This is a genomic window from Caballeronia sp. GAWG1-1 (genome assembly GCF_023631465.1).
Classification (GTDB): Bacteria; Pseudomonadota; Gammaproteobacteria; order Burkholderiales; family Burkholderiaceae; genus Caballeronia.
The window spans coordinates 142,933-162,254 of the sequence record NZ_JALQDB010000037.1 but is presented as its reverse complement, the minus strand read 5'-3'; the positions used below and the strand labels follow the sequence as shown (position 1 = coordinate 162,254).

Here is a 19,322-nt window from a genome sequence, read left to right as displayed (position 1 = left end):
GAAAGTCCTCATTGCAACGGTTGATGCGCCGTTTCTCGGATCGTCGCGACCGTGATCGTCGAGAGCAGCGCCGCGAGCATCACGAAGTACGCAGGCGAGACGGGCGAACCGGTGGCCTTGATGAGCGAGATCGAAATGACCGGCGCGAAGCCGCCGAACACCGCATTGGCGATGCCGTAGCCGATCGACATCCATGTCGTGCGGATCTTCGTCGGAAAGAGTTCGGAGAGCACGGCGGGGCCGACGCCCGAGAAGATGCCGATCAACACGCCGCCCAGCACCTGCACGAGACCGACGACCAGCGCGGACTTGTATTCGAGCATCAAGTGAAAAATCGGATAAGGCAGGATCAGGAACGCGACGCAGCCGACAGCGTAGATCGGTTTGCGTCCGACGCGGTCCGACAATGCGCCCCAAAACGGAATGGATGCCGTCATCGCGAAGAGCCCCGCCGTATTGAGCCAGAGCGCCGCCGACGAACTCATGCCCGCGTACTTCTGCGTGAACGACGGCAGATAGTTGAGCAACGTGTAGAGCGAGACCGTCCAAACGATCACGAGCCCGCAAGCTTGCAAGCCGAGCAGCGCGGGCGCGCGATGCGGCGGCGGCGCGACATCGCTTGCCTGCGCGAAAGCGGGCGTCTCTTCGCTGCGTTTGCGGATGATCCAGCCGATCGGCCCGATCACCACCGCGCCGATGATGAACGGCACGCGCCAGCCCCAGTCGAGCATGGCTTGCGAGGACAGCGTCGAGGTCATCAACGCGGCCGCGCCGGAGCCGAGCAGCGTGCCACCTAGCGTGCTGCATTGCTGGAAGCTGCCGTAGAAGCCGCGGCGGTTTTGCGGCGCCCATTCGACCAGAAACGCGACCGCGTTACCAAGCTCGCCGCCGACCGAAAGGCCTTGCAGCATGCGCGCGGCGATGAGCAGGATCGGCGCGTAGATGCCGATCGACGCATACGAAGGGATCAGCGCCATGAAGAGCGTGGCGGCGGCCATGAGCGGCATGACGAAGGTGAGCGTCCACTTACGGCCTTTTTTGTCGCCGAGCCATCCGAAGATGATCGCGCCGAGCGGACGCGCCGCGAAGCCGAGACCAAACGCGCCGAACGTGCCGAGCATGGCGGCGAACTCGTCGCCGGCCGGAAACATGACCTTGGCGATGACGGTGGCGAGAAACGCGTACGTCCCGAAGTCGAACCATTCGAGCACGTTGCCGACGACAGCGGCGGTGACGGCGCGACTGGTTTGCGTTCTGGATGGTGCTCGGGCGGTGTCGCTGGTGGCGTATGCGCCGGCGACGGTCTGCGCTTGGTCGGTCATGGTGGCTCCCGGGGCGGTCGGTTCGAAGGCGAAACGGGATGCGGCTTGAGGGGCATTCTGAACCAGAAAATTTTCTGAATCAAGGATTTTGGATCCAATATAAAAGAACGATCGATCCTTAACGCCAGCGCGCTCGCCCATTCCGCAGGCATATCTGATTCAAAGTGTTGCTGCGGCTTGCGGAACCTTTACTTCGCGCGTCCAATGCCCGGGGTTGCCGGGGGGTTCATCGACAAACCATAGCTTGGCATTACTTAGAATAACGAGATAGAGAAAAATGAAACCCATTTTTGGGGATGGCAACGCGAAGCCTTTTCACCTCGCGACAGACGACACGCGCGGCGATGCATCGCCGTCATCGACGCCGGTCCTGCGTGACGCGGCCAAAACGGTTCGCGAAGCCTCGGCCGAACTACTCACGGACGATCAGATCGACCAGCTTGGCGCCACGGCTGGCGAGCGCGTCGCCAGCCTTTCGCAGCGTCTTCTGTCCGAGGCGCGTGCCTCCGACGCCGACCACTTTGGCGAGTTGCTCAACAACCTGATCGTGACCGCCAAGGGCCTCGACCCTGCTTCCATCCAAAAACGCGGCCTGGCCGGGAAACTAGTGTCGATGTTCAGATCGACCCGGGAACAGTTGCTCGCCCAGTTCGATTCAGTGGAGAAGCGCATCGGTACGCTCGTCGTCGAACTGGAGGCCACGGCGAGCCGGCAGAACCGCGATATCGCGGAACTGGATCAGATGTACGCGGACAACTACGAAACGTTCCGCCAGTTCGAAGCGGCCAAGGCGCATGGCGAGGCTTCGCTCGAGTCGTACCGCGTGGCGCTTGCGCAAGAGCCTCAAGCCGGCGACGCGTTCGCCGCGCAACGCATGATGGACACGCGTCGCCGCGCAAACGCACTGGCGCAAAAAATCGACGACTTGAGCCGCGCCATGCTGATGGCCGAACAACTCGCGCCGCAGATCCGCATGGAGCAGGATCACAAGCGAACGCTCATCTCCAAGTTCGGCACGGCGAAAACCGTGTTGATTCCCGCGTGGACCAACGCGTTCTCGCTTTACATCAAGCAACTGAGTTCGAAGAAGGCGGCCGACCTCGCGAACGCCACGTTCGATGCCGCCGACATGGCGCTACGCGCGCAGGCCGACCAACTGCACGCCAACGCCGGCGCGGTGACGAGACTGGCGGAGCGTCCCGTCATCGCGACCGAAACCTTCGAATACACGCAGCAGAAGTTGTTCGCCGCGCTCGACGAAATGGCAAAGATCATCGACGAAGGCCAACGCAAACGCAAAGCCGACGAACCGCGGCTACGCAAGCTCGAGCAGGATCTCATCGCCCGGTTCAACGACCGTAACCACTAAAAGAAAAATCTCGCATGTCCATCATCAACCTCAATAAACCGGCCCTCGCTGCGCGCGCCGACAGCGTTTCGATCATCCTGAGCAAGCGTAGCCTGCCGCGTCCGCCCGTCGTGCGAGTAGCGGCGGCGCTGGACATCTCGGGTTCAGCGAAGGGTCTGTACGAATCCGGGATCATCCAGGAAACGCATGACCGCATGCTTGGCATCGCCATGAAGTTCGATGACAACGGCGAAATCGATACCTGGACCTTCACTGACACCTTCGACCGCCTGCCAACGGCGACGCCCGAAAACTATGGCGCCTATATCACCGAAGAGGTGATGAAGAATGCGTCGGTGCGCAAGTGGGGCGCGACGGAATACGCGCCTGTGATGACGGATATCGTCAATTTCTTCTTCGCGGCGGCAGCGCCCGATGCGAACGACAAGCCTGGCTTTTTCCGCCGGCTATTCGGCGCGCCGCAGAACGACGTCACCGTCGCGAATGCCGCACCCGCCAACAACATGCCCGTGTGGGTCCTGTTCGTGACGGATGGACAGAACCCTGCTTTCGACCGCGCGCGCGTCTGGAAGCTGCTGCGCGAGACGCAGAAGTTCCCGATCTACTGGTCGCTCATCGGCGTGGGTAATCCCGACGAATTCGCCTTCCTCGAAGAAGTCGCCGAGCAATTGCCGAATGCAGGCTTCCTGCATCTCGAATCGCTCGACATCTCCGATCAGGCGATCTACGAGCAACTCATTACCGAGGAATTTTGTGACTGGGTGCGCGGCAAGTAAGCGATCCATTCCGGCCATTTTTTCTCTTGAGCAATACATGATCAAGCAATTCAAAATCCCGTTCGCGTTGACGTTCATCGCGCTCGTGCTCGCATTCCTGATCGGCGGCGTGAAGGACATGATCCTCGTGGCCGTGCTGTGCGTGCTCGAAGTCTCCCTCTCACTCGATAACGCCGTGGCCAACGCGGCCGTCCTGCGCAACTGGTCGGACAAGTGGCGCGACCGTTTCATGACGTTCGGCCTGCCGGTCGCCGTGATCGGCATGCGGCTGCTGTTTCCGCTGCTGATCGTCGCGGTGGCGGGCGGCATTGGCTTGTGGCAGGCCGCCAGGCTCGCGCTCGAAGCGCCGGATCAGTACGCCGCCATTCTGACTTCGGCGCATCACGAAGTCTCGGCATTCGGCGGCGCGTTTCTCTTGATGGTGTTCTTCGGCTTCATGTTCAACGCCGACAAGGAAGAACATTGGATCGAGGTCATCGAGAAGCCCTTCGCGCGACTGGGCCGCCTCTCTGCGATTGAAGTGGCGCTGACGCTCGGCATCATCGCGCTCGTTTCCACCCAGTTGCCGGACGGCGAGCGCGCATCGTTTCTGCTGGCGGGCGGCGGCGGCGTCATCGCCTTCATCGTCGCGCATGGCGTCGGCGATCTGGTCAGCGGCGACGCGACCGGCGAACGGATCGTGCGCGAAGGCGTCGCGGGTTTCATGTACCTCGAAGTACTCGATTCGTCGTTCAGCTTCGACGGCGTGATCGGCGCATTCGCCCTGACCAACAACATCTTCCTGATTGCGCTCGGACTCGGCGTGGGCGCGGCTTATATCCGTCAGATGACGCTGATCCTGCTCAAGAAAGGAACGCTCGCGCAATATCGCTTTCTGGAACACGGCGCGTTCTGGGCGATCGGCGCGCTTGCGGCAATCATGCTGTGCGTCAACGTCGACGTTCCGGAAGTAGTTACGGGGCTAATCGGCGCATGCACGATCGGCGTTGCGGTCGTCAGTTCGATCATCGTGCAACGTCGCGAAGTCACGCGCGACGCGACTTCCGACAACCCTGCTTCCTGATCCGGACGCGCCGCCCGGAATCGCGGCGCGATCCAAAACCTTCAAACGAGAGCAAGTAATCCATGTCAATGATCAATCTGTCCAAAGGCGGCCGGATCAATCTGTCGAAAGAAGCGCCGCACGCAAGCAAGTTCCGCATCGGCCTGGGGTGGGACGCCAATGCCACCGATACCGGCGACAACTTCGACCTCGACGTCTCCGTGTTCCTGTGCAAATACGACGAACAGAGCAATCCGAAGCTCTTGTCGCAGAAGCACTTCATCTTCTACAACACGGAAATTCGCACGCTCGACCGCGAAACCACGTTTTTCCAGCCCGGCGACGAATGGCCACGAAAGGGCATGTCGTCGTCCGAGTGTCTCGGCGTCGTGCACAGCGGCGACAATCAAACCGGTAGCGGCGGTGGCGACGACGAAGTCATCTTCATCGACAGCAAGAAACTCGACGCTGCGGTAGACGAAATTTCGGTCGTCGTGACGATCGATCGCGCAGCGGAGCGCAAGCAGAACTTCGGACAGGTTCGCAACAGCTACATCGAAATCTCCGAGGAAGATACCGGCAAGGTGCTCGCCCGTTATCCGCTCGAAGAAGATTTCTCGCTGGAAACCGCCGTGCAGGTGGGAAGCTTCTATCGTCGCGACGGACAGTTCATGTTCAAGGCGGTCGGCATGGGCTACAACCGTGGGCTCGCGGATTTCGTCGCCGCTTATGGCGGCCGCGTCGACCGCGCCTGAAACGGAGATCTGTCATGGCGTGGCGTAACCGGCAAGAGTATGCGAATGTCTAGTGAACCCGGACCGCTGAGCTTCCCGGACACACCGGGCAGGTTGCAAGCCAACGATTCCCGAGCCGACCGCAGTTCCAATGCGCGCAGCAACGTCGTCCGTGAGCCATCCGTGCGCCCGCTTTTTGTGTCGCGCGAGGAACGCGCCGCGAGCGCACCGCAAAGCTTGGGCGAGCCGGGAAAGACGCTCTTCGGAGACGCTGGCCATCCGTTGCTGAACCAGTGTTTCGAGTGCGCGCGCCAACAGTTTCCCGGCCTGTATCCTCGACAGCAGGCACGTATCGAACGCGCGATTCGCCGGCTCGTACCGCCACGGCTCGAACACATCGTCGTCATGGCCGAAGCGCCGTTGCATGCATGCGGCGAGGCTGTCGAAACGTTCACCCGCATGATGCGCGACTTCGCTGAACTGGATGGCGCCGGCCTGATGCGCGACCTGCTCGAGCGTGCTGCACATAGACCCGGTCTGATCGACCGCCTGACAGGCCGATACCTGGGCACGGAAACGCCGGAACTGGATTTTCGCGGCCTCCTGACCACGCTCAAGACTTCGTTGCACTCGTTCCCGGCGCGCGTGAAGTCGTCGCGGCAACACATCACGGAAGCGCACGACGGTCTGGCTATCGGTCTTGCTGCCTTGAGCGCCGTCGCCGATTTGCCGGAGCCCTCGGACAACGCGAGCGCCGCGCGCGCATTGCTCGATCGCCGCGCGATGGTGCGTCAGGCATTTCAGCAACTCGAACTGTTGTCCCTGCAAGTCGATGCGTTCGAAACCGATATTGTCGATCTGCTTGCGCGCGCCGATCAACTGATGAACGTGACCCTCCCCGCCGCGCTGGCTGCGCGGTCGCAGCCCAAGCGCTGAGGAACGAGCGTTTTACATGGAGCCTTCGATGTCCAAGCAACACCGCACCGTCGCCGCATTCGATTTCGACGGCACCATTACCACCGGCGACAGCCTCAAGGCTTTCGTGCTGCACACCGTCGGGCCAATTCGTTTCGCCACATCGGCCATATGGGCGGCGCCGGCGCTGACAGGCATGGCATTAGGCCGATGCGACCGCGGAACCGCGAAGGCCGAGTATTTGAAGTACGCTCTGAAACACGTCTCGCGCGATGCGCTACAACTCGCTGCCCAAAGCTTCTGTGCCACGCGCCTGCCGGCCATGATCCGGCCGGAGATGATCGAACGCGTGCGGCAACATCAGGCGCTTGGGCACGAGGTGGTGATCGTGAGCGCGTCGCCTTCTCTGTATCTTCGTCTCTGGGCGCAGACCATTGGAATCGGCACGGTGCTGTCGACCGAACTGGAATTGACGGAATCGGGATACGCGGGCCGGTTCATCGGCGCCAATTGCTGGGGGCCGGAGAAAGTCGAGCGTCTGAAGGCATGGTGGGGCGCATATCGCCCAATGACCTTGTATGCCTATGGCGACAGCGCGGGCGACAAGGAGATGGCCGAAGCCGCCGACATTCCATGGATTCGCGGATGCGGCGCCTTGCCGACCTTGCCAGCCCTGAGCGATACTCATTATTAAGACAGCGCGGGAATCGGCAGGCGATCTCCGACCGCTATACTTCGTCCCGCTTTTTCGTTCCGCTTATTCGTTCCGCTTTTTCGTTCCGCTTTCCGCACCACCTGTTCGCATCGAAGGACCCCGCATGACCGCCCTGCCCCCGTGCCCCCAATGCCATTCCGAATTCACCTACGAAGACGGCAAGCTCTTCATTTGCCCCGAATGCGCGCATGAATGGTCGGCCGATGAATCTCCCGCCGCCGAAGCCGAAACGAAGGTTTATCGCGATTCGGCGGGCAACATTTTGCAAGACGGCGACACCGTCACCATCATCAAGGATCTCAAGCTGAAGGGCTCGTCCGGCGTACTCAAGATGGGTACGAAGGTCAAGAACATCCGCCTTGTCGATAGCGATCACGATATCGATTGCAAGATCGACGGCTTCGGCGCCATGAGTCTCAAGTCCGAATTCGTCAAGAAGATCTGAGCGCGCACGTCGTGGACGAGGTGCGCCTTACCTCGTCCGCATGCCGCTAGCCGGCACGCGGCGCGCCAACTCCGCCAGGCCGATACAAAACGCGAGCCACGCGCCGCCCGAGGCGAATCCGCCCGCGACATCCGTCAGAAAATGCACGCCGATCACCACGCGGCTCGTGCCGATCAGCAGCACTAGAAGACAGGTCGAAGCGACGATGAGCGCATCGCCGCCGCGCGAGGCGACGCGCATCAACACATAGGCGCACATGCCGTAGCAGACCATCGATCCGAACGAATGGCCGCTCGGAAACGAATAGCTCTCGGGCAACGGCACGAGCGCGCCGATGGGCCGCTCGCGATGCATCGACAGCTTGAGCACGCGATTGAGCAGACCGCCCAGGCTCGTCGTCGCGATCAGAAAGAGCGCCAGTCCGACGTGCCGCTTCCACGCCAGCGCCACGCAGACGAGCGCGCACAACAACGCCAGGAACAGCGGATCGCCAAGATGCGTCAAGCGCGCGAAGCTCTGCGCGGCCAGCGGCGGCACGCCTTTGCGGATGCTATCGAGCAGAAGCTGATCGGCGCTCGAAAACGCCTCGCCGCGCTCGACGCGCGTCGCGATTGCCGCGAACACCATTACGCCGCATGCAAGCGGAACCAGCGCCGCGAACACGACGAGCGTCCTCTGCGTGGGCCGCTCGCGCGTGTCGAGCAAGCGCACGAACGCGCTCCAGGCGAGCGCCGCGCCAAGCGGCGCCGCCACGAGCACGAACGCGATGACCCACAACGCGTGAGCTTCTGCTAAGCCTGCATAGTCCATCGATCGACAACCTCCGTTTGATTCGAGTCGGCTAGACGTTCTACCATGCCTGCCGCCGATGGAAATTAGGACGGACTAAGTCGAGCTTCGGATTCGCCCTACGGGTACTCCCGGAGTTGATTGAATCTCACACCCACGCTGACAAATCGTCGATTCCTCATCGCGCGACGCCCGCCGCAAAATCGGTTCATCCTCAACGTAACGCAAAGGATTGGAGTCCATGCGAAAGAATCTGTATATCGGCGAAGGCTTCGAGGGACCGGGCGTGAATCTCGCCCATATCAACGTGCTGGTCGGTCCGCGCGACGGTCCCGCCGGTCAGGCCTTCGCCACCGCGCTCGCGACGCCATCGGCCGGGCACGCGCCCTTCGTCGTGATCGCACGGCCCGGCGTGCCGACCAAGCCGCTCACGCTCTACGTGAACAAGGCGCCGATCGACGGCGACTTCCACGGCAACGCGACCTGGGGCGCATCGCAGGCCGGCATAGCGAAAGCCGTGGCCGAAGCGCTCGAACAAGGCACGCTGCCGCCCGAGGCGGAGAACGAGTGGGTGGTCGTATCGGCGAACTGGGTGAATCCCAAGACCGACGATCTCGACGCCGTCTTCGAGAACAACTATCGCGCGTGCAGGAACGCAATCGTCGCGGCCATGGAAGGCTTGCCGTATCGACATTCCGTGTTCGAGGCGGCGCGCGATGTCTCGAATCCGTTCTACACGCCGAAGAAGCGCTGAGGAGACGACCATGGAATACGTACGTCTCGGCCAGTCCGGACTCAAGGTTTCGCGCTTGTGTCTCGGCACCATGAACATGGGCACGCCGCAATGGAAGCCCTGGATTTTCGATGAAGCGCAAAGCGAGCCGATCGTGCGCCATGCGCTCGATGCCGGCGTGAACTTCATCGATCTCGCCGATTTTTATTCGACCGGCGTCGGCGAGGAAGTGGTCGGCCGCATCCTGAAGCGGCTCGTGCGGCGCGAGGATATCGTCGTCACCACGAAGGTGGGCTACGACATGGCGAGCACGCCGAACGCGGGCGGCCATTCGCGCAAGCATGTGATGGACGGCATCGACGCGTCGCTCAAGCGTCTCGACATGGACTACGTCGACATTTACATGCTGCATTTTTTCGACGTGAACACGCCCGTCGAAGAAACCCTGGCCGCGCTCGACGATATCGTGCGCGCGGGCAAGGCGCGCTATATCGGCGTCTCGACGATGTACACCTGGCAGTTCGCCAAGATCGTGCAGGCGTGCGAACGCCACGGCTGGCACAAGCCGATCAACATGCAATTGCAGTTGAACGCCGCGTATCGCGAGGAAGAGCGCGAGATGATTCCGTATTGCATCGATCAGGGCGTCGGCGTGTCGGTGTTCAGTCCGCTCGCGCGCGGTCTGCTGACGAACGACGCCGGCTCGAATCGCAATCAGACGGACTTCTTCACCGCGCAAATGTATGGCGATGCCGCTTCGCGCAGCGTCGCGGCATCGGTGGCGCGAGTGGCGGCGCGACGCGGCGTGACATCCGCGCAGATTGCGCAGGCATGGGTGCTGAACCGTCCGGGTGTGTCGAGCATGCTGGTTGGCGCGGATTCGGCCGCGCAGTTCGACAGCGCGCTCGCCGCGCTCGACACGCGTCTCAGCGACGACGAAATGCACGAACTCGACCGCAACTACACACCGTGCGATCTCATCAACGATTACACGGCGGGACGGCGTATCGCCCGCGAAGCGCGTGAGGCGCGCGGCGCATTCGACGAACTCATGGAGCGCGCCGCATGAGCGACCTTTTACGATCCGGCCATTACATCGACGGCGCGTGGCGAGAAAGCGCAAGCACGTATGCCGTGCGCAACCCAGCGACGGGCGAAGTCATCGCGAACGTGGCGCGCGGCGGCAGCGCGGAGACATCGCTTGCAATCGATGCCGCGAGCAACGCGCTGCCCGCGTGGCGCGCGCTCACGGCAAAGGAACGCGCCGCCCGCGTCAAGCGTTGGGGCGAACTCATGCTCGCCAACCGCGACGCGCTCGCCGCCCTGCTCACGCGCGAGCAAGGCAAACCGCTTGCCGAAGCGCTCGGCGAAGTGGCCTACGCCGCGAGCTTCCTCGAATGGTTCGCGGAAGAAGCGAAGCGCAGCTACGGCGACGTGATCCCGAGCCCGAAGCCGCATTCGCGGATCATCGTCACGCGCGAGCCAGTCGGCGTGGTCGCGGCCATCACGCCGTGGAACTTCCCGCTCGCGATGATCACGCGCAAAGCCGGCCCCGCGATTGCGGTCGGTTGCACGATGGTGCTGAAGCCATCGGAGGAGACGCCGTTATCGGCCTTCGCGCTGGCGGTGCTGGCGGAAGAGGCGGGCATTCCGGCCGGCGTGTTCAACATCGTATCGGGCGATGCGGTGGCTATCGGCGAGACGCTCACGGCGTCGCCGCACGTGCGCAAGCTCTCGTTCACCGGCTCGACGCGCGTCGGCAAACTGCTCGCGAAGCAATCCGCGGATACGCTCAAGAAGCTTTCGCTGGAACTCGGCGGCAACGCGCCCTTCATCGTGTTCGACGACGCCGATATCGACGCCGCCGTGCAAGGCGCGATGGCATCGAAGTTCCGCAACACGGGGCAGACGTGCGTGTGCGTGAATCGCTTCTACGTGCAGGACGGCGTCTACGATGCCTTCACGCAAGCCCTGACGCGCGCCGTGCACGCCTTGCGAGCGGGCAACGGTCTCGAAGGCGCGTTCGATCAAGGTCCGCTCATCAACGAGGCGGCGCTCGAGAAAGTGAAGACCCATGTCGCGGATGCCGTGCAAAAAGGCGCCAAGGTGCTGACAGGCGGCAAAGCGCATGCATTGGCCGGAACGTTCTACGAGCCGACCGTGCTCGCCGATGCCAGGCCTTCGATGCTGATCGCGGAGGAGGAAACCTTCGGCCCGGTCGCGGCGTGTTTCCGCTTCGCGACCGAGGAAGAAGTCGTCGCGCTCGCGAACGACACGCCCTACGGCCTGTCGGCCTACTTCTACACGCGCGATCTGGGCCGCGCGTGGCGTGTCGCTCAGGCGCTGGAAAGCGGCATGGTCGGCATCAACGAGGGAATCATCTCGACGGAAGTCGCGCCGTTCGGCGGCGTGAAGCAGTCGGGGCTCGGCCGTGAAGGTTCGAAGTACGGGCTCGATGAATACGTCGAACTCAAATACATGATGATGGCGGGGCTTGGCCGCTGAATCATCTTCTGTCGGCGCCGCGCGCACCCATAACCACAAGCACGCACCAGCACGCGCGCGGCAATTCATGCAGTGGAGGAGACACCCTTGGATACTCGAATCGTCATTCCCGATGCGCTCGATGCGCATCTCGCCCCGTCGCCTGGCGCCGGCCGCGTCACGCTCGACGACGTTCCGCTCAACCGCTTTCATATCAAGATCGCGGGGCTGACGTTCGGCGCGCATTTCACGGAAGGTTATGCGCTTGGCACCATCGGTTACGCGCTGGCGTCGATGAACCGGCAGATTCCGCTCGATGCGTTCTGGATGGGCATGCTCGGCTCGTCCGCGCTGATCGGCATCTTCTTCGGCAGCCTCGTATTCGGCTGGCTGTCCGACCGGCTCGGGCGGCAGAAGATTTTTCTGCTGAGTTTCATCATCATCACGGCGGCGGCGTTCGCGCAGTTTTACGCGACCACGCCAGCGATGCTCGTTGCGTTGCGCGTGTTGATCGGCTTCGGCATGGGCGGCGACTTCGCGGTCGGTCACGCGATTCTCGCGGAGTTTTCGCCGCGCAAGCATCGCGGCACCCTGCTCGGCTCGTTCAGCGTGATCTGGACGATCGGCTACGTGATTGCGAACGTGCTCGGCATGCATTACGCCAATGCCTCGCCGGACGCCTGGCGCTGGCTGCTCGCCTCGGCCGGCATTCCGGCGTTTCTCGTACTCGTGTTGCGTATCGGCACGCCGGAGTCGCCGCGCTGGCTGCTCGGCCGCGGTCGTGGCGATGAAGCGCGGCGTATCGTGCGCAAGCACTTCGGCCCGAACGTAACGCTCGACGCCGACGCCGGCGAACACTTCGCTCCGCCCGGCGGCTTCGCGCGGCTCTTCAAGCCGGATCTGATCCGCCGCACCATCTTCAATTGCGCGTTCTTCGTGTGCCTCGTGATCCCGTATTTCGCGATCTACACGTTCCTGCCGAGCATCCTCAAGGCGATCGATCTGAACGAGGGCTCGGGCGCGGATCTGCTGCTCAACGGCGTGCTCGTGATAGGCGCGTTGCTCGGCATCTGGCTGACGATCAAGCTATCGCGGCGCGCGTTCCTGATCGGCTCGTTCGCGGTGACGTGCGTGTCGCTGCTGGCGCTTGCGGTGCTGCCATCGTCGGCGTCGCTCTGGATGATCGCGGCGTTCGCGCTTTTCACACTGACCATGTCCGCGTTTTCAAACCTGGTCGGCGTGTTTCCGCCCGAGTGCTTTCCGACCGAGGCGCGCGCGTGCGGCGTCGGACTGGCGATTGCATGCAGCCGCCTTGGCTCGGCTATCGGCACGTTTCTGTTGCCACTGGGCATTGCGGGCGTCGGCGTCAAGGTAACGATGCTCGCGCTCGCCGCGGTACTGTTCATCGGGATGCTGGTTTCGATTGCATGGGCGCCGGAAACGAAGCATCTGACGTTGAACGAGGCGAGTGGCAACTGAACTGCTTCAAGGCTGCGCTGCGTTCGCGTTTGTCACCCCTTCGCCGCGCAGCCACTCCGCAAACGCCTGCACATGATCCTGCGCGGCAGCCGACGGCCCGATGTCCAGCCAGTATCCATAAGGCCCCGTGGATTCCACCGGCGACAGTTGCGCAAGCGTGCCGTCGTGCAACTCGTCCGCGATCATGTTGCGGTCCACCACCGCGAGGCCGGTTGCGGCTAGCGCGGCGCGAATCGCCTGATCGAGCGTCGAGAACTCGATGCCGTTTTCCGCGAAACCGCGCGACAGGCTCGCGGCATCGAGCCAGTTCGGCCAAAGCGTGAGGCGCGCGTCGTTGTGCAGAACGTGCAGCGCGGGCAGGCGTTCCAGCAGCGCCACGACGTCCTGGCCCGCATACTTCGTCGCGCCGACGAGCACATGCCGCTCGATGAACAGCAACGCCGACCGATGATCCGCCCGCGCCTCGTGCCCGAAGCGGATCGTGCATTGAAACTCGCCCGTGGCGTCGGTGCGCACCGAGAGGTCGATGTCGGGCACCGCGTCCATCAGCGAACCGAGACGTGGCGACAGCCAGCGCGATGCGAACGTCGGCGGCGCGCTCACCGTGAGCCGCTTGCGTTCGCTCTTCGGAGAAATCGAGAGCTTGCGGGTCGTGCGTTCAATGGAATCGAACGCCTCCTAGACGCACGCGAGCAACTCCGTCCCTTGCGCGGTCAGGCGTATGCCTTTGTGATCGCGGTCGAAAAGCCGCGCGCCGAGCGCGTCTTCGAGCAGACGAATCTGGCGGCTGACCGCGCCTGGCGTCACGCACAACGCGGCGGCGGATTTGTTGAAGCTCATGTGGCGCGCGCTTTCTTCGAAGAAGCGTAGCGCGGTGAGTGAGGGCAGGCGGCGCATGGTGTCTCGCTAGATTGGTTTGTTCCCTATGGTAACGAGTCGACAGGCGGTTGCGTCCGGCCTTCGCGGCCCAAACCTCAAGGTCGCCGCAGCCTGAGCGCTACAAAAATCCGCATGAGCCTGTTTTGTAGCCTTCAGGCCGCGAATCGTGCGCAACGCCGACCGCCACCCGAAGAACATCGCGCTGTTCTAGTTCACACTCGGCGATGCGGCAATCACGCCCGCCTACAACATCTGACGATGCAGGCTTACAACCCGCCGGGGTTACCCGTGGACGGACGCAAGAGCTCGGCGCCCGGCAACTCGTGACTCATCTTGCCGCCCGCATCCGCGCAAAGCATCGCTGCTGCTCGTCGACCTGTCCGCGCAGCCACTCGCGAAACATCGCGACATGCGGCGCATCGTCCTGTCCCGCGCGCGTCACGAGCCAGTACGACTGATGCCCGTCCACTTCGACATCCAGTAGCGGCACGAGCGCGCCGCGCGCAAGCTCCGGCGCGATCATGTGACGATCCGCGATGGTGACGCCAATGCCATCCACCGCCGCATGGATCGAATGATCGAGCAGGTCGAATTCGTAGCCGTCGTGGGTATCGACATCGTCGATGCCCGCCGCGTTCAGCCAGTGTTGCCAGGTGAGATAGCGCTGATCGTTGCTTGCAAGCACATGCAGCAAGGTGAACGCATTCAGGTCCACCGAGGTCGTCGCGCGCTCGCCCAGCAATTCGGGCGAGCACACGGCGATATGCCGCTCGTTCATCAGCAATTGATTGTCGAGCCCGGCCCATTCGCCGTTGCCGAAGCGAATGGCGCAATCGAGCGCGCCGGATTCGACGAGCTCGTCGGTGCGGCGCGTGGTCAGGGTGACTTCGACTTCAGGCGCGGCAGCACGAAGGGATGGCAGGCGCGGCATGAGCCAGCGGCTCGCGAAGGTCGGCGGCACGTTGATGCGCAAGCGCTTGAGATGCGTCTTCTCCTGAATGCTGCGCACCGTCAGCTCGATGCGATCGAACGACATCTTGAGCGCCTGCAGCAGCAGGCGCCCCGTGGCCGACAACTCCAGATGATGATGACGGCGCAGCAGCAAGGCTTCGCCGAGTTGCGTTTCGAGTTGGCGAACCTGACGGCTCACCGCGCTTTGCGTGACGTGCAGCACTTCCGCCGCACGCGTGAAACTACCGGTGTGGCCAGCCACTTCGAAAGCCCTGAGCGCGTTCAGGGCGGGCATCTTCCGCTTCAAAACTGTCTCCTGTCTCGTCTGACGTGAGCGCATTTAACACGCGCTTCACGCCAGTCGTGCCGCTCTTTGGCAGCATTTTACGAATCGAGTCAAATTATGCCGGTTATCCGACCGGCGGCGGCGCGCAACTTAGACCCGCTTCGTTCATGCGGCGACGGGAAGTTCGAGCGGCTTCAACGCCTCGACCACGCCACGACGCGAATCTTCGAGAATCATGTCCGCGCCCTTCTCGGCGACCATCATCGTCGGCGCGTTGAGGTTGCCGGAGGTGATGTTCGGGAACACCGACGCATCGACGATGCGCAAACCCTCGATGCCATGCACGCGCAGACGCTCGTCGACCACCGAGGTGCGCGCGTCCGGACCCATCGCGCAGGAACCGCACAGGTGATAGATCGAGCCGGACTGGTCGCGGAAATATGCGAGCATGTCTTCGTCGCTCTTCACGCCCGGTCCCGGCGAGATTTCCTCGGCCGTGACCTGGCGCAGCGCCTTCGTGCCCATGATGCGGCGAATGAGCTTGCTGCCCTGAATGACTTCGCGGATATCCTTCGCCGTCGTCAGCGCGTTGATGCGGATCTTCGCCGCATCCTCGACCTTCGCCGACGCAATTTCCACCGAACCGCGGCTCGTCGGGCGACACGGATTGAAGCACAGCAAAAAGCCCGAGTACGGTTCCGGTTCGAGTTGCGCCTTGCTGCTCTTCGGAATGCGGTACGACAGCGGGTTGAAGTAGAGCTGCAGGTTTGGCTCCAGCTCGTCGTCGGCGCCCTTGAAGAAGCCGCCCGCCTGGTTCACGCTCATGGCGAGCGGTCCCTTGCGCGTCATCAGATATTGCAGCGCCACCTTCGCCTTGCCGATGAGCGAACCCAACTGGTCGTTCAGCGTCTTTACCGTCGCGCGATAGTAGAAGCTCACGCACAGATGGTCCTGCAGATTCTTGCCGACCGCCGGCAGCTCATGCACGAGCGTCACGCCATGCTTTGCGAGTAACTCCGCTTCGCCGATACCGGAGAGTTGCATGAGCTTCGGCGTATCGACGGCACCCGCCGAGAGAATTACTTCGCGCTTCGCCCGGAACTGCAAGTCCTGGCCATTACGCGAGGCGAGCACGCCCATGGCGCGCGCGCCGTCGAACAACACGCGGCGCACCGTCACGTTGCGCTCGATCTTCAGATTGCCGCGCTCCATCACCGGATGCAGATACTCGAAGCTGCTCGACGAACGCTGACCGTCGCGCGTGTTGACATCGTAGATGCCCGCGCCTTCGTACTTCGGGCCGTTGAAGTCGTCGGTGCGCGGAAAGCCCGCTTCTTCCGCGGCTTGCAGAAAGTCCTGGCAGATCGGATGCGCGTCGTCCTTCATCGGCGAAACGCGGATCTTGCCGTTCGCGCCGTGATACTCCGTGTTGCCAAGCGGATGCGATTCCACGCGACGGAAATACGGCAGCACGTCCTTGAAGCTCCAGCCGCGATTGCCCGCCTTCGCCCAGTCGTCGAAATCGTGCGGCTGGCCGCGCACGTAGATCATCGCGTTGATGGAGCCTGAGCCGCCCTGCACCTTGCCGCGCGGGCAATACAGCTTGCGGTCGTTCAGCTGCGCTTCCGGCTCGCTGTAGTACATCCAGTTGTATTCGGGGTTGTAGTAGGTCTTGGTGAAGCCGACCGGGACCTTGAACCAGAACGACGCGTCCTCGCCGCCCGCTTCGAGCAGCAGGACCGAATACTGTCCCGACTCCGTCAGACGGTTGGCGAGAATGCAGCCCGCCGAACCCGCGCCCACGATGATGTAATCGAATTCCATGCTTGAGTATTCCGGTGAGTGTCAGCCTTTGGCAGGCGCGAGGTCTTTCACGTCGAAAGGCCGGGGTGTCATCTGCAGATGCAGACGGTCGCCGGTATAAGGCGTATGCGCGCGCACCACGTCCATGTTCAGTTCGACGCCAAGACCCGGCTCGTTCGACGGAATGATGTAGCCGTCTTCCCAGCGAATCGGCGTCTTCAGCACTTCGGCGTGAAAACCGTCCCACGTGCCGATGCTTTCCTGAATCAGGAAGTTCGGCGAGCACGCCGCGATCTGCACGCTGGCCGCCGCGCCGACAGGCCCGTTGTACAGATGCGGCGCGATCTGCGCGTAATGCACTTCGGCGAGACTCGCGATCTTCTTCGCTTCGAGTAGCCCGCCCACGCGTCCGACGTTGAATTGCAGAATCGATGCGGCGCGCGCTTCGAGCAGCTTGAAGAACTCGTACTTCGTGGTCAGACGCTCGCCCGCCGCAATCGGAATGCTCGTCTTCGCGGCGACTTGCGCCATCGCGTCTTCCTGTCCCGGCGGAACGGGCTCCTCGAACCACAGCGGATCGAACTTTTCGAGGCGTTGCGCGAGGCGGATCGCCGACGATGGCACCATCTGTCCGTGCGTGCCGAACAGCAGATCGGCCTTGCTGCCAACCGCTTCACGCACCTTGCGGCAGAAGGTTTCGCAGCGGTCCATGACTTCGAGCGAAATCTGGTGGCCGGAATACGCCGTGTACGGGCCTGCCGGATCGAACTTCACCGCCGTGAAACCGAGTTCGACGTTGTGCGCGGCACATTCCGCCGCGAGGTCCGGGTCGTCGTAGTCGTATTCGCCACGACTGTTCTTCGGATAAAGATACGTGTAGGAACGCAGACGCTCGTGCACGCGGCCGCCGAGCAGTTCGTACACCGGTTTGCCCGCCGCCTTGCCGATGATGTCCCAGCACGCCATTTCGAGGCCGCTTACGACGCCCATCATGGTGAGGTCGGGGCGTTGCGTGAAGCCACTCGAAAAGGCTTCGCGATAGAAGCGCTCGACATGATGCGGATCGTGGCCGAGCAGATAGCGTTCGAATACATCTTCGATGATCGGCGTCATCGCCTTCGGATGAAACGTGGCCGAGTAAATCTCGCCGACGCCCTCGATGCCGCAATCCGTGCGCAGCTTCACGAAGATCCAGTACATGCCACCGACATGCGGCGGCGGCACGGCGACGATATGAGTTTCCAGTGCGGCGATTTTCATTGCTGCGATTCCTTGCGTTCCATGCGTTTGAGCCGATGCTTGAAGACGAGCGCGGCGACACCGCCGAGCGCGGCCATCACGGCGACATAGCCGAAGTACATTTGATAGCCGAGCACGCCGGGATAGTTCTGCGTCAGATGCCCGTTGACGAGCGGCAGGAATGCGTCCGGCGAGTAGCCAATCACCGAGATGAGGCCGATGGCGAGGCCGCTCGTCTCGGCCGGCACCTTGCAGTCGTCGAGCAGGGACCAGTAGAGACCGCGAATGGCATAGGTCATCACGCCGATGAACAGCACGACCACGGCGATCAGCACGTGACTCGAAATGCCCGGCGCGACGATCAGCACGACGAGCGAGAGCGCGGCTGCGAAGAGCGCGAACACGAGCACGGAAGACTTCGAGAAGCGGTCGCCGAGAAAGCCGCCGCCGATGCCGCCGATAGGACGCATCCACAGCTTGAGCGTGGTGATGAAACCCGCCGCGACCACGGAAAGGCCAATCTCCTTCTCATGCAGATACGCCGAGAAGCTGTACGTCGCCCAGAACACCTGATAGCCGCAGAACACGATGGCTGCGAGCAGCCACAACTGCGGATTCTTCAGCAGCACGGCGAGGTCGCGCAGCACGTTGCTCTTGCGCTTCGCCACGGCGGTGGCGCCCGCGTCGGGATCGCGAACCAGCCCGAGCACCACGCCAAGCAGGATGCACAGAAACGCGTACATATAGACCACGAGCTTGAAACCCGCCGCGGTGGAGTCGCCGCGCGTGTGCGTCACATAGGCGAAGACCGAAATCGCGATGGTCGCGAGCAGCGCTTCGATCAAGCCGCGACCGCCATCGAGAAAGCCGAAGAAGCGGCCTTGCTCGTCGGCGGCGGCGATCATCTGCACGCGCTTGATGATGGCGGCCCAGAACGTGAGGCCGGTCGTCAAACCCCAGCAGCCGAAGATCACGATCAGCGAGGCGAACGAAGGCGCCGTCGAATACCACAGCCCGAGCGCGCCGGTCGCGATCAACGAAAAACAGATGAGCACGCGCGGAGCGACGCGGTCCGCAAGCCAGCCGCTTGGCAAATAGCAGATCAGGAAGATCGTGCCGAGCGCGGAGTAGAGATAGCCGAGTTGCTCTTCGGTGATGCGGAAGACTTCGAGCATCGTCGGCTGATAGACCTGCCGCAGATACAGAATCGGATAGATCGCGCCGGCGGCGACCACGAGCAGCGCGAGTTGCAGATAGCGGTCGGCGCGCGCGCTTTTAAGCGGCAGCGCAGCCGCGCCCTGGCTGGTTTGAGCGGGATTCGATGACACGGGAGGCTCCTCGATGAACCGCGGGCGCAAAGC

General features: G+C 62.7%; 17 protein-coding genes and 1 pseudogene. 11 read left to right on the top strand and 7 right to left on the bottom strand.

Going from position 1 to position 19,322, the window contains the following annotated elements; translation table 11 throughout:
• Positions 1-8: 8 nt before the first annotated feature.
• The gene (locus NCT03_RS25865) at positions 9-1,322 is read right to left on the bottom strand and encodes an MFS transporter (protein ID WP_250494429.1); all 1,314 of its coding nucleotides are present in this window, start codon (positions 1,320-1,322) and stop codon (positions 9-11) included.
• Between the two features lie 277 nt (positions 1,323-1,599).
• Between NCT03_RS25865 and NCT03_RS25860 the strand changes: the two genes are divergently transcribed.
• The 7 genes from NCT03_RS25860 (at position 1,600) to NCT03_RS25830 (ending at position 7,318) form a co-directional block, all read left to right on the top strand.
• A complete protein-coding gene (locus NCT03_RS25860; RefSeq protein WP_250494428.1) occupies positions 1,600-2,691 on the top strand; it encodes a toxic anion resistance protein in 1,092 nt (363 codons plus the stop codon).
• A gap of 14 nt (positions 2,692-2,705) precedes the next feature.
• Complete coding sequence (locus NCT03_RS25855; protein ID WP_250469103.1) at positions 2,706-3,467, top strand: VWA domain-containing protein; 762 nt, start codon at positions 2,706-2,708, stop codon at positions 3,465-3,467.
• A gap of 37 nt (positions 3,468-3,504) precedes the next feature.
• Positions 3,505-4,530 carry a DUF475 domain-containing protein gene (locus NCT03_RS25850; RefSeq protein ID WP_250494427.1) on the top strand — a complete coding sequence of 342 codons (1,026 nt, stop codon included), beginning with the start codon at positions 3,505-3,507 and terminating at the stop codon, positions 4,528-4,530.
• 68 nt (positions 4,531-4,598) lie between these two features.
• A complete protein-coding gene (locus tag NCT03_RS25845; RefSeq protein ID WP_244831020.1) occupies positions 4,599-5,264 on the top strand; it encodes a TerD family protein in 666 nt (221 codons plus the stop codon).
• A 45-nt stretch (positions 5,265-5,309) separates the two neighbouring features.
• On the top strand, positions 5,310-6,179 hold the full coding sequence (locus NCT03_RS25840; RefSeq protein WP_250494426.1) for a hypothetical protein: 870 nt from the start codon (positions 5,310-5,312) through the stop codon (positions 6,177-6,179).
• A gap of 28 nt (positions 6,180-6,207) precedes the next feature.
• On the top strand, positions 6,208-6,852 hold the full coding sequence (locus tag NCT03_RS25835) for an HAD family hydrolase (protein WP_250494425.1): 645 nt from the start codon (positions 6,208-6,210) through the stop codon (positions 6,850-6,852).
• A gap of 124 nt (positions 6,853-6,976) precedes the next feature.
• Positions 6,977-7,318 (top strand): zinc ribbon domain-containing protein YjdM, encoded by a 342-nt coding sequence (locus tag NCT03_RS25830; RefSeq protein WP_244829803.1) that lies wholly within the window; start codon positions 6,977-6,979, stop codon positions 7,316-7,318.
• Positions 7,319-7,345: 27 nt separating this feature from the next.
• Here NCT03_RS25830 and NCT03_RS25825 read toward each other — a convergent pair whose 3' ends face one another.
• The gene (locus NCT03_RS25825) at positions 7,346-8,128 is read right to left on the bottom strand and encodes a phosphatase PAP2 family protein (protein ID WP_250494424.1); all 783 of its coding nucleotides are present in this window, start codon (positions 8,126-8,128) and stop codon (positions 7,346-7,348) included.
• A 220-nt stretch (positions 8,129-8,348) separates the two neighbouring features.
• Between NCT03_RS25825 and fae the strand changes: the two genes are divergently transcribed.
• From fae to NCT03_RS25805, 4 genes are all read left to right on the top strand, one after another.
• Positions 8,349-8,861, top strand: coding sequence for a formaldehyde-activating enzyme (gene fae / locus NCT03_RS25820; protein WP_250494423.1), 513 nt, complete (start codon positions 8,349-8,351; stop codon positions 8,859-8,861).
• Between the two features lie 10 nt (positions 8,862-8,871).
• Positions 8,872-9,909 carry an aldo/keto reductase gene (locus NCT03_RS25815; RefSeq protein WP_250494422.1) on the top strand — a complete coding sequence of 346 codons (1,038 nt, stop codon included), beginning with the start codon at positions 8,872-8,874 and terminating at the stop codon, positions 9,907-9,909.
• The gene (locus NCT03_RS25810) at positions 9,906-11,345 is read left to right on the top strand and encodes an NAD-dependent succinate-semialdehyde dehydrogenase (RefSeq protein ID WP_250494421.1); all 1,440 of its coding nucleotides are present in this window, start codon (positions 9,906-9,908) and stop codon (positions 11,343-11,345) included. The genes NCT03_RS25815 and NCT03_RS25810 overlap by 4 nt, the downstream gene beginning before the upstream one ends.
• A 99-nt stretch (positions 11,346-11,444) precedes the next feature.
• Positions 11,445-12,803 carry an MFS transporter gene (locus tag NCT03_RS25805; RefSeq protein ID WP_370652263.1) on the top strand — a complete coding sequence of 453 codons (1,359 nt, stop codon included), beginning with the start codon at positions 11,445-11,447 and terminating at the stop codon, positions 12,801-12,803.
• A 6-nt stretch (positions 12,804-12,809) separates the two neighbouring features.
• Here NCT03_RS25805 and NCT03_RS25800 read toward each other — a convergent pair.
• The 5 genes and pseudogenes from NCT03_RS25800 to NCT03_RS25780 form a co-directional block, all read right to left on the bottom strand.
• A pseudogene (locus NCT03_RS25800) lies at positions 12,810-13,700 on the bottom strand (LysR substrate-binding domain-containing protein).
• Positions 13,701-14,010: 310 nt separating this feature from the next.
• Positions 14,011-14,928 carry a LysR substrate-binding domain-containing protein gene (locus NCT03_RS25795; protein WP_244829810.1) on the bottom strand — a complete coding sequence of 306 codons (918 nt, stop codon included), beginning with the start codon at positions 14,926-14,928 and terminating at the stop codon, positions 14,011-14,013.
• A 156-nt stretch (positions 14,929-15,084) separates the two neighbouring features.
• Entirely contained in the window at positions 15,085-16,743 is a 1,659-nt protein-coding gene (locus tag NCT03_RS25790) for a GMC family oxidoreductase (protein ID WP_250469083.1), read from the bottom strand.
• 21 nt (positions 16,744-16,764) lie between these two features.
• Positions 16,765-17,982: a mandelate racemase/muconate lactonizing enzyme family protein gene (locus NCT03_RS25785; protein WP_244829812.1), complete on the bottom strand. Its 1,218-nt coding sequence runs from the start codon at positions 17,980-17,982 to the stop codon at positions 16,765-16,767.
• Positions 17,979-19,304 (bottom strand): MFS transporter, encoded by a 1,326-nt coding sequence (locus tag NCT03_RS25780; RefSeq protein ID WP_350029325.1) that lies wholly within the window; start codon positions 19,302-19,304, stop codon positions 17,979-17,981. The genes NCT03_RS25785 and NCT03_RS25780 overlap by 4 nt, the downstream gene beginning before the upstream one ends.
• Positions 19,305-19,322 lie beyond the last annotated feature (18 nt).

Bases quoted from the DNA above. Each gene is read 5' to 3' on its own strand.
- NCT03_RS25865 (WP_250494429.1), bottom strand. From the start codon at position 1,322: ATGACCGACCAAGCGCAGACCGTCGCCGGCGCATACGCCACCAGCGAC.
- NCT03_RS25860 (WP_250494428.1), top strand. From the start codon at position 1,600: ATGAAACCCATTTTTGGGGATGGCAACGCGAAGCCTTTTCACCTCGCG.
- NCT03_RS25855 (WP_250469103.1), top strand. From the start codon at position 2,706: ATGTCCATCATCAACCTCAATAAACCGGCCCTCGCTGCGCGCGCCGAC.
- NCT03_RS25850 (WP_250494427.1), top strand. From the start codon at position 3,505: ATGATCAAGCAATTCAAAATCCCGTTCGCGTTGACGTTCATCGCGCTC.
- NCT03_RS25845 (WP_244831020.1), top strand. From the start codon at position 4,599: ATGATCAATCTGTCCAAAGGCGGCCGGATCAATCTGTCGAAAGAAGCG.
- NCT03_RS25840 (WP_250494426.1), top strand. From the start codon at position 5,310: ATGTCTAGTGAACCCGGACCGCTGAGCTTCCCGGACACACCGGGCAGG.
- NCT03_RS25835 (WP_250494425.1), top strand. From the start codon at position 6,208: ATGTCCAAGCAACACCGCACCGTCGCCGCATTCGATTTCGACGGCACC.
- NCT03_RS25830 (WP_244829803.1), top strand. From the start codon at position 6,977: ATGACCGCCCTGCCCCCGTGCCCCCAATGCCATTCCGAATTCACCTAC.
- NCT03_RS25825 (WP_250494424.1), bottom strand. From the start codon at position 8,128: ATGGACTATGCAGGCTTAGCAGAAGCTCACGCGTTGTGGGTCATCGCG.
- fae (WP_250494423.1), top strand. From the start codon at position 8,349: ATGCGAAAGAATCTGTATATCGGCGAAGGCTTCGAGGGACCGGGCGTG.
- NCT03_RS25815 (WP_250494422.1), top strand. From the start codon at position 8,872: ATGGAATACGTACGTCTCGGCCAGTCCGGACTCAAGGTTTCGCGCTTG.
- NCT03_RS25810 (WP_250494421.1), top strand. From the start codon at position 9,906: ATGAGCGACCTTTTACGATCCGGCCATTACATCGACGGCGCGTGGCGA.
- NCT03_RS25795 (WP_244829810.1), bottom strand. From the start codon at position 14,928: ATGCCCGCCCTGAACGCGCTCAGGGCTTTCGAAGTGGCTGGCCACACC.
- NCT03_RS25790 (WP_250469083.1), bottom strand. From the start codon at position 16,743: ATGGAATTCGATTACATCATCGTGGGCGCGGGTTCGGCGGGCTGCATT.
- NCT03_RS25785 (WP_244829812.1), bottom strand. From the start codon at position 17,982: ATGAAAATCGCCGCACTGGAAACTCATATCGTCGCCGTGCCGCCGCCG.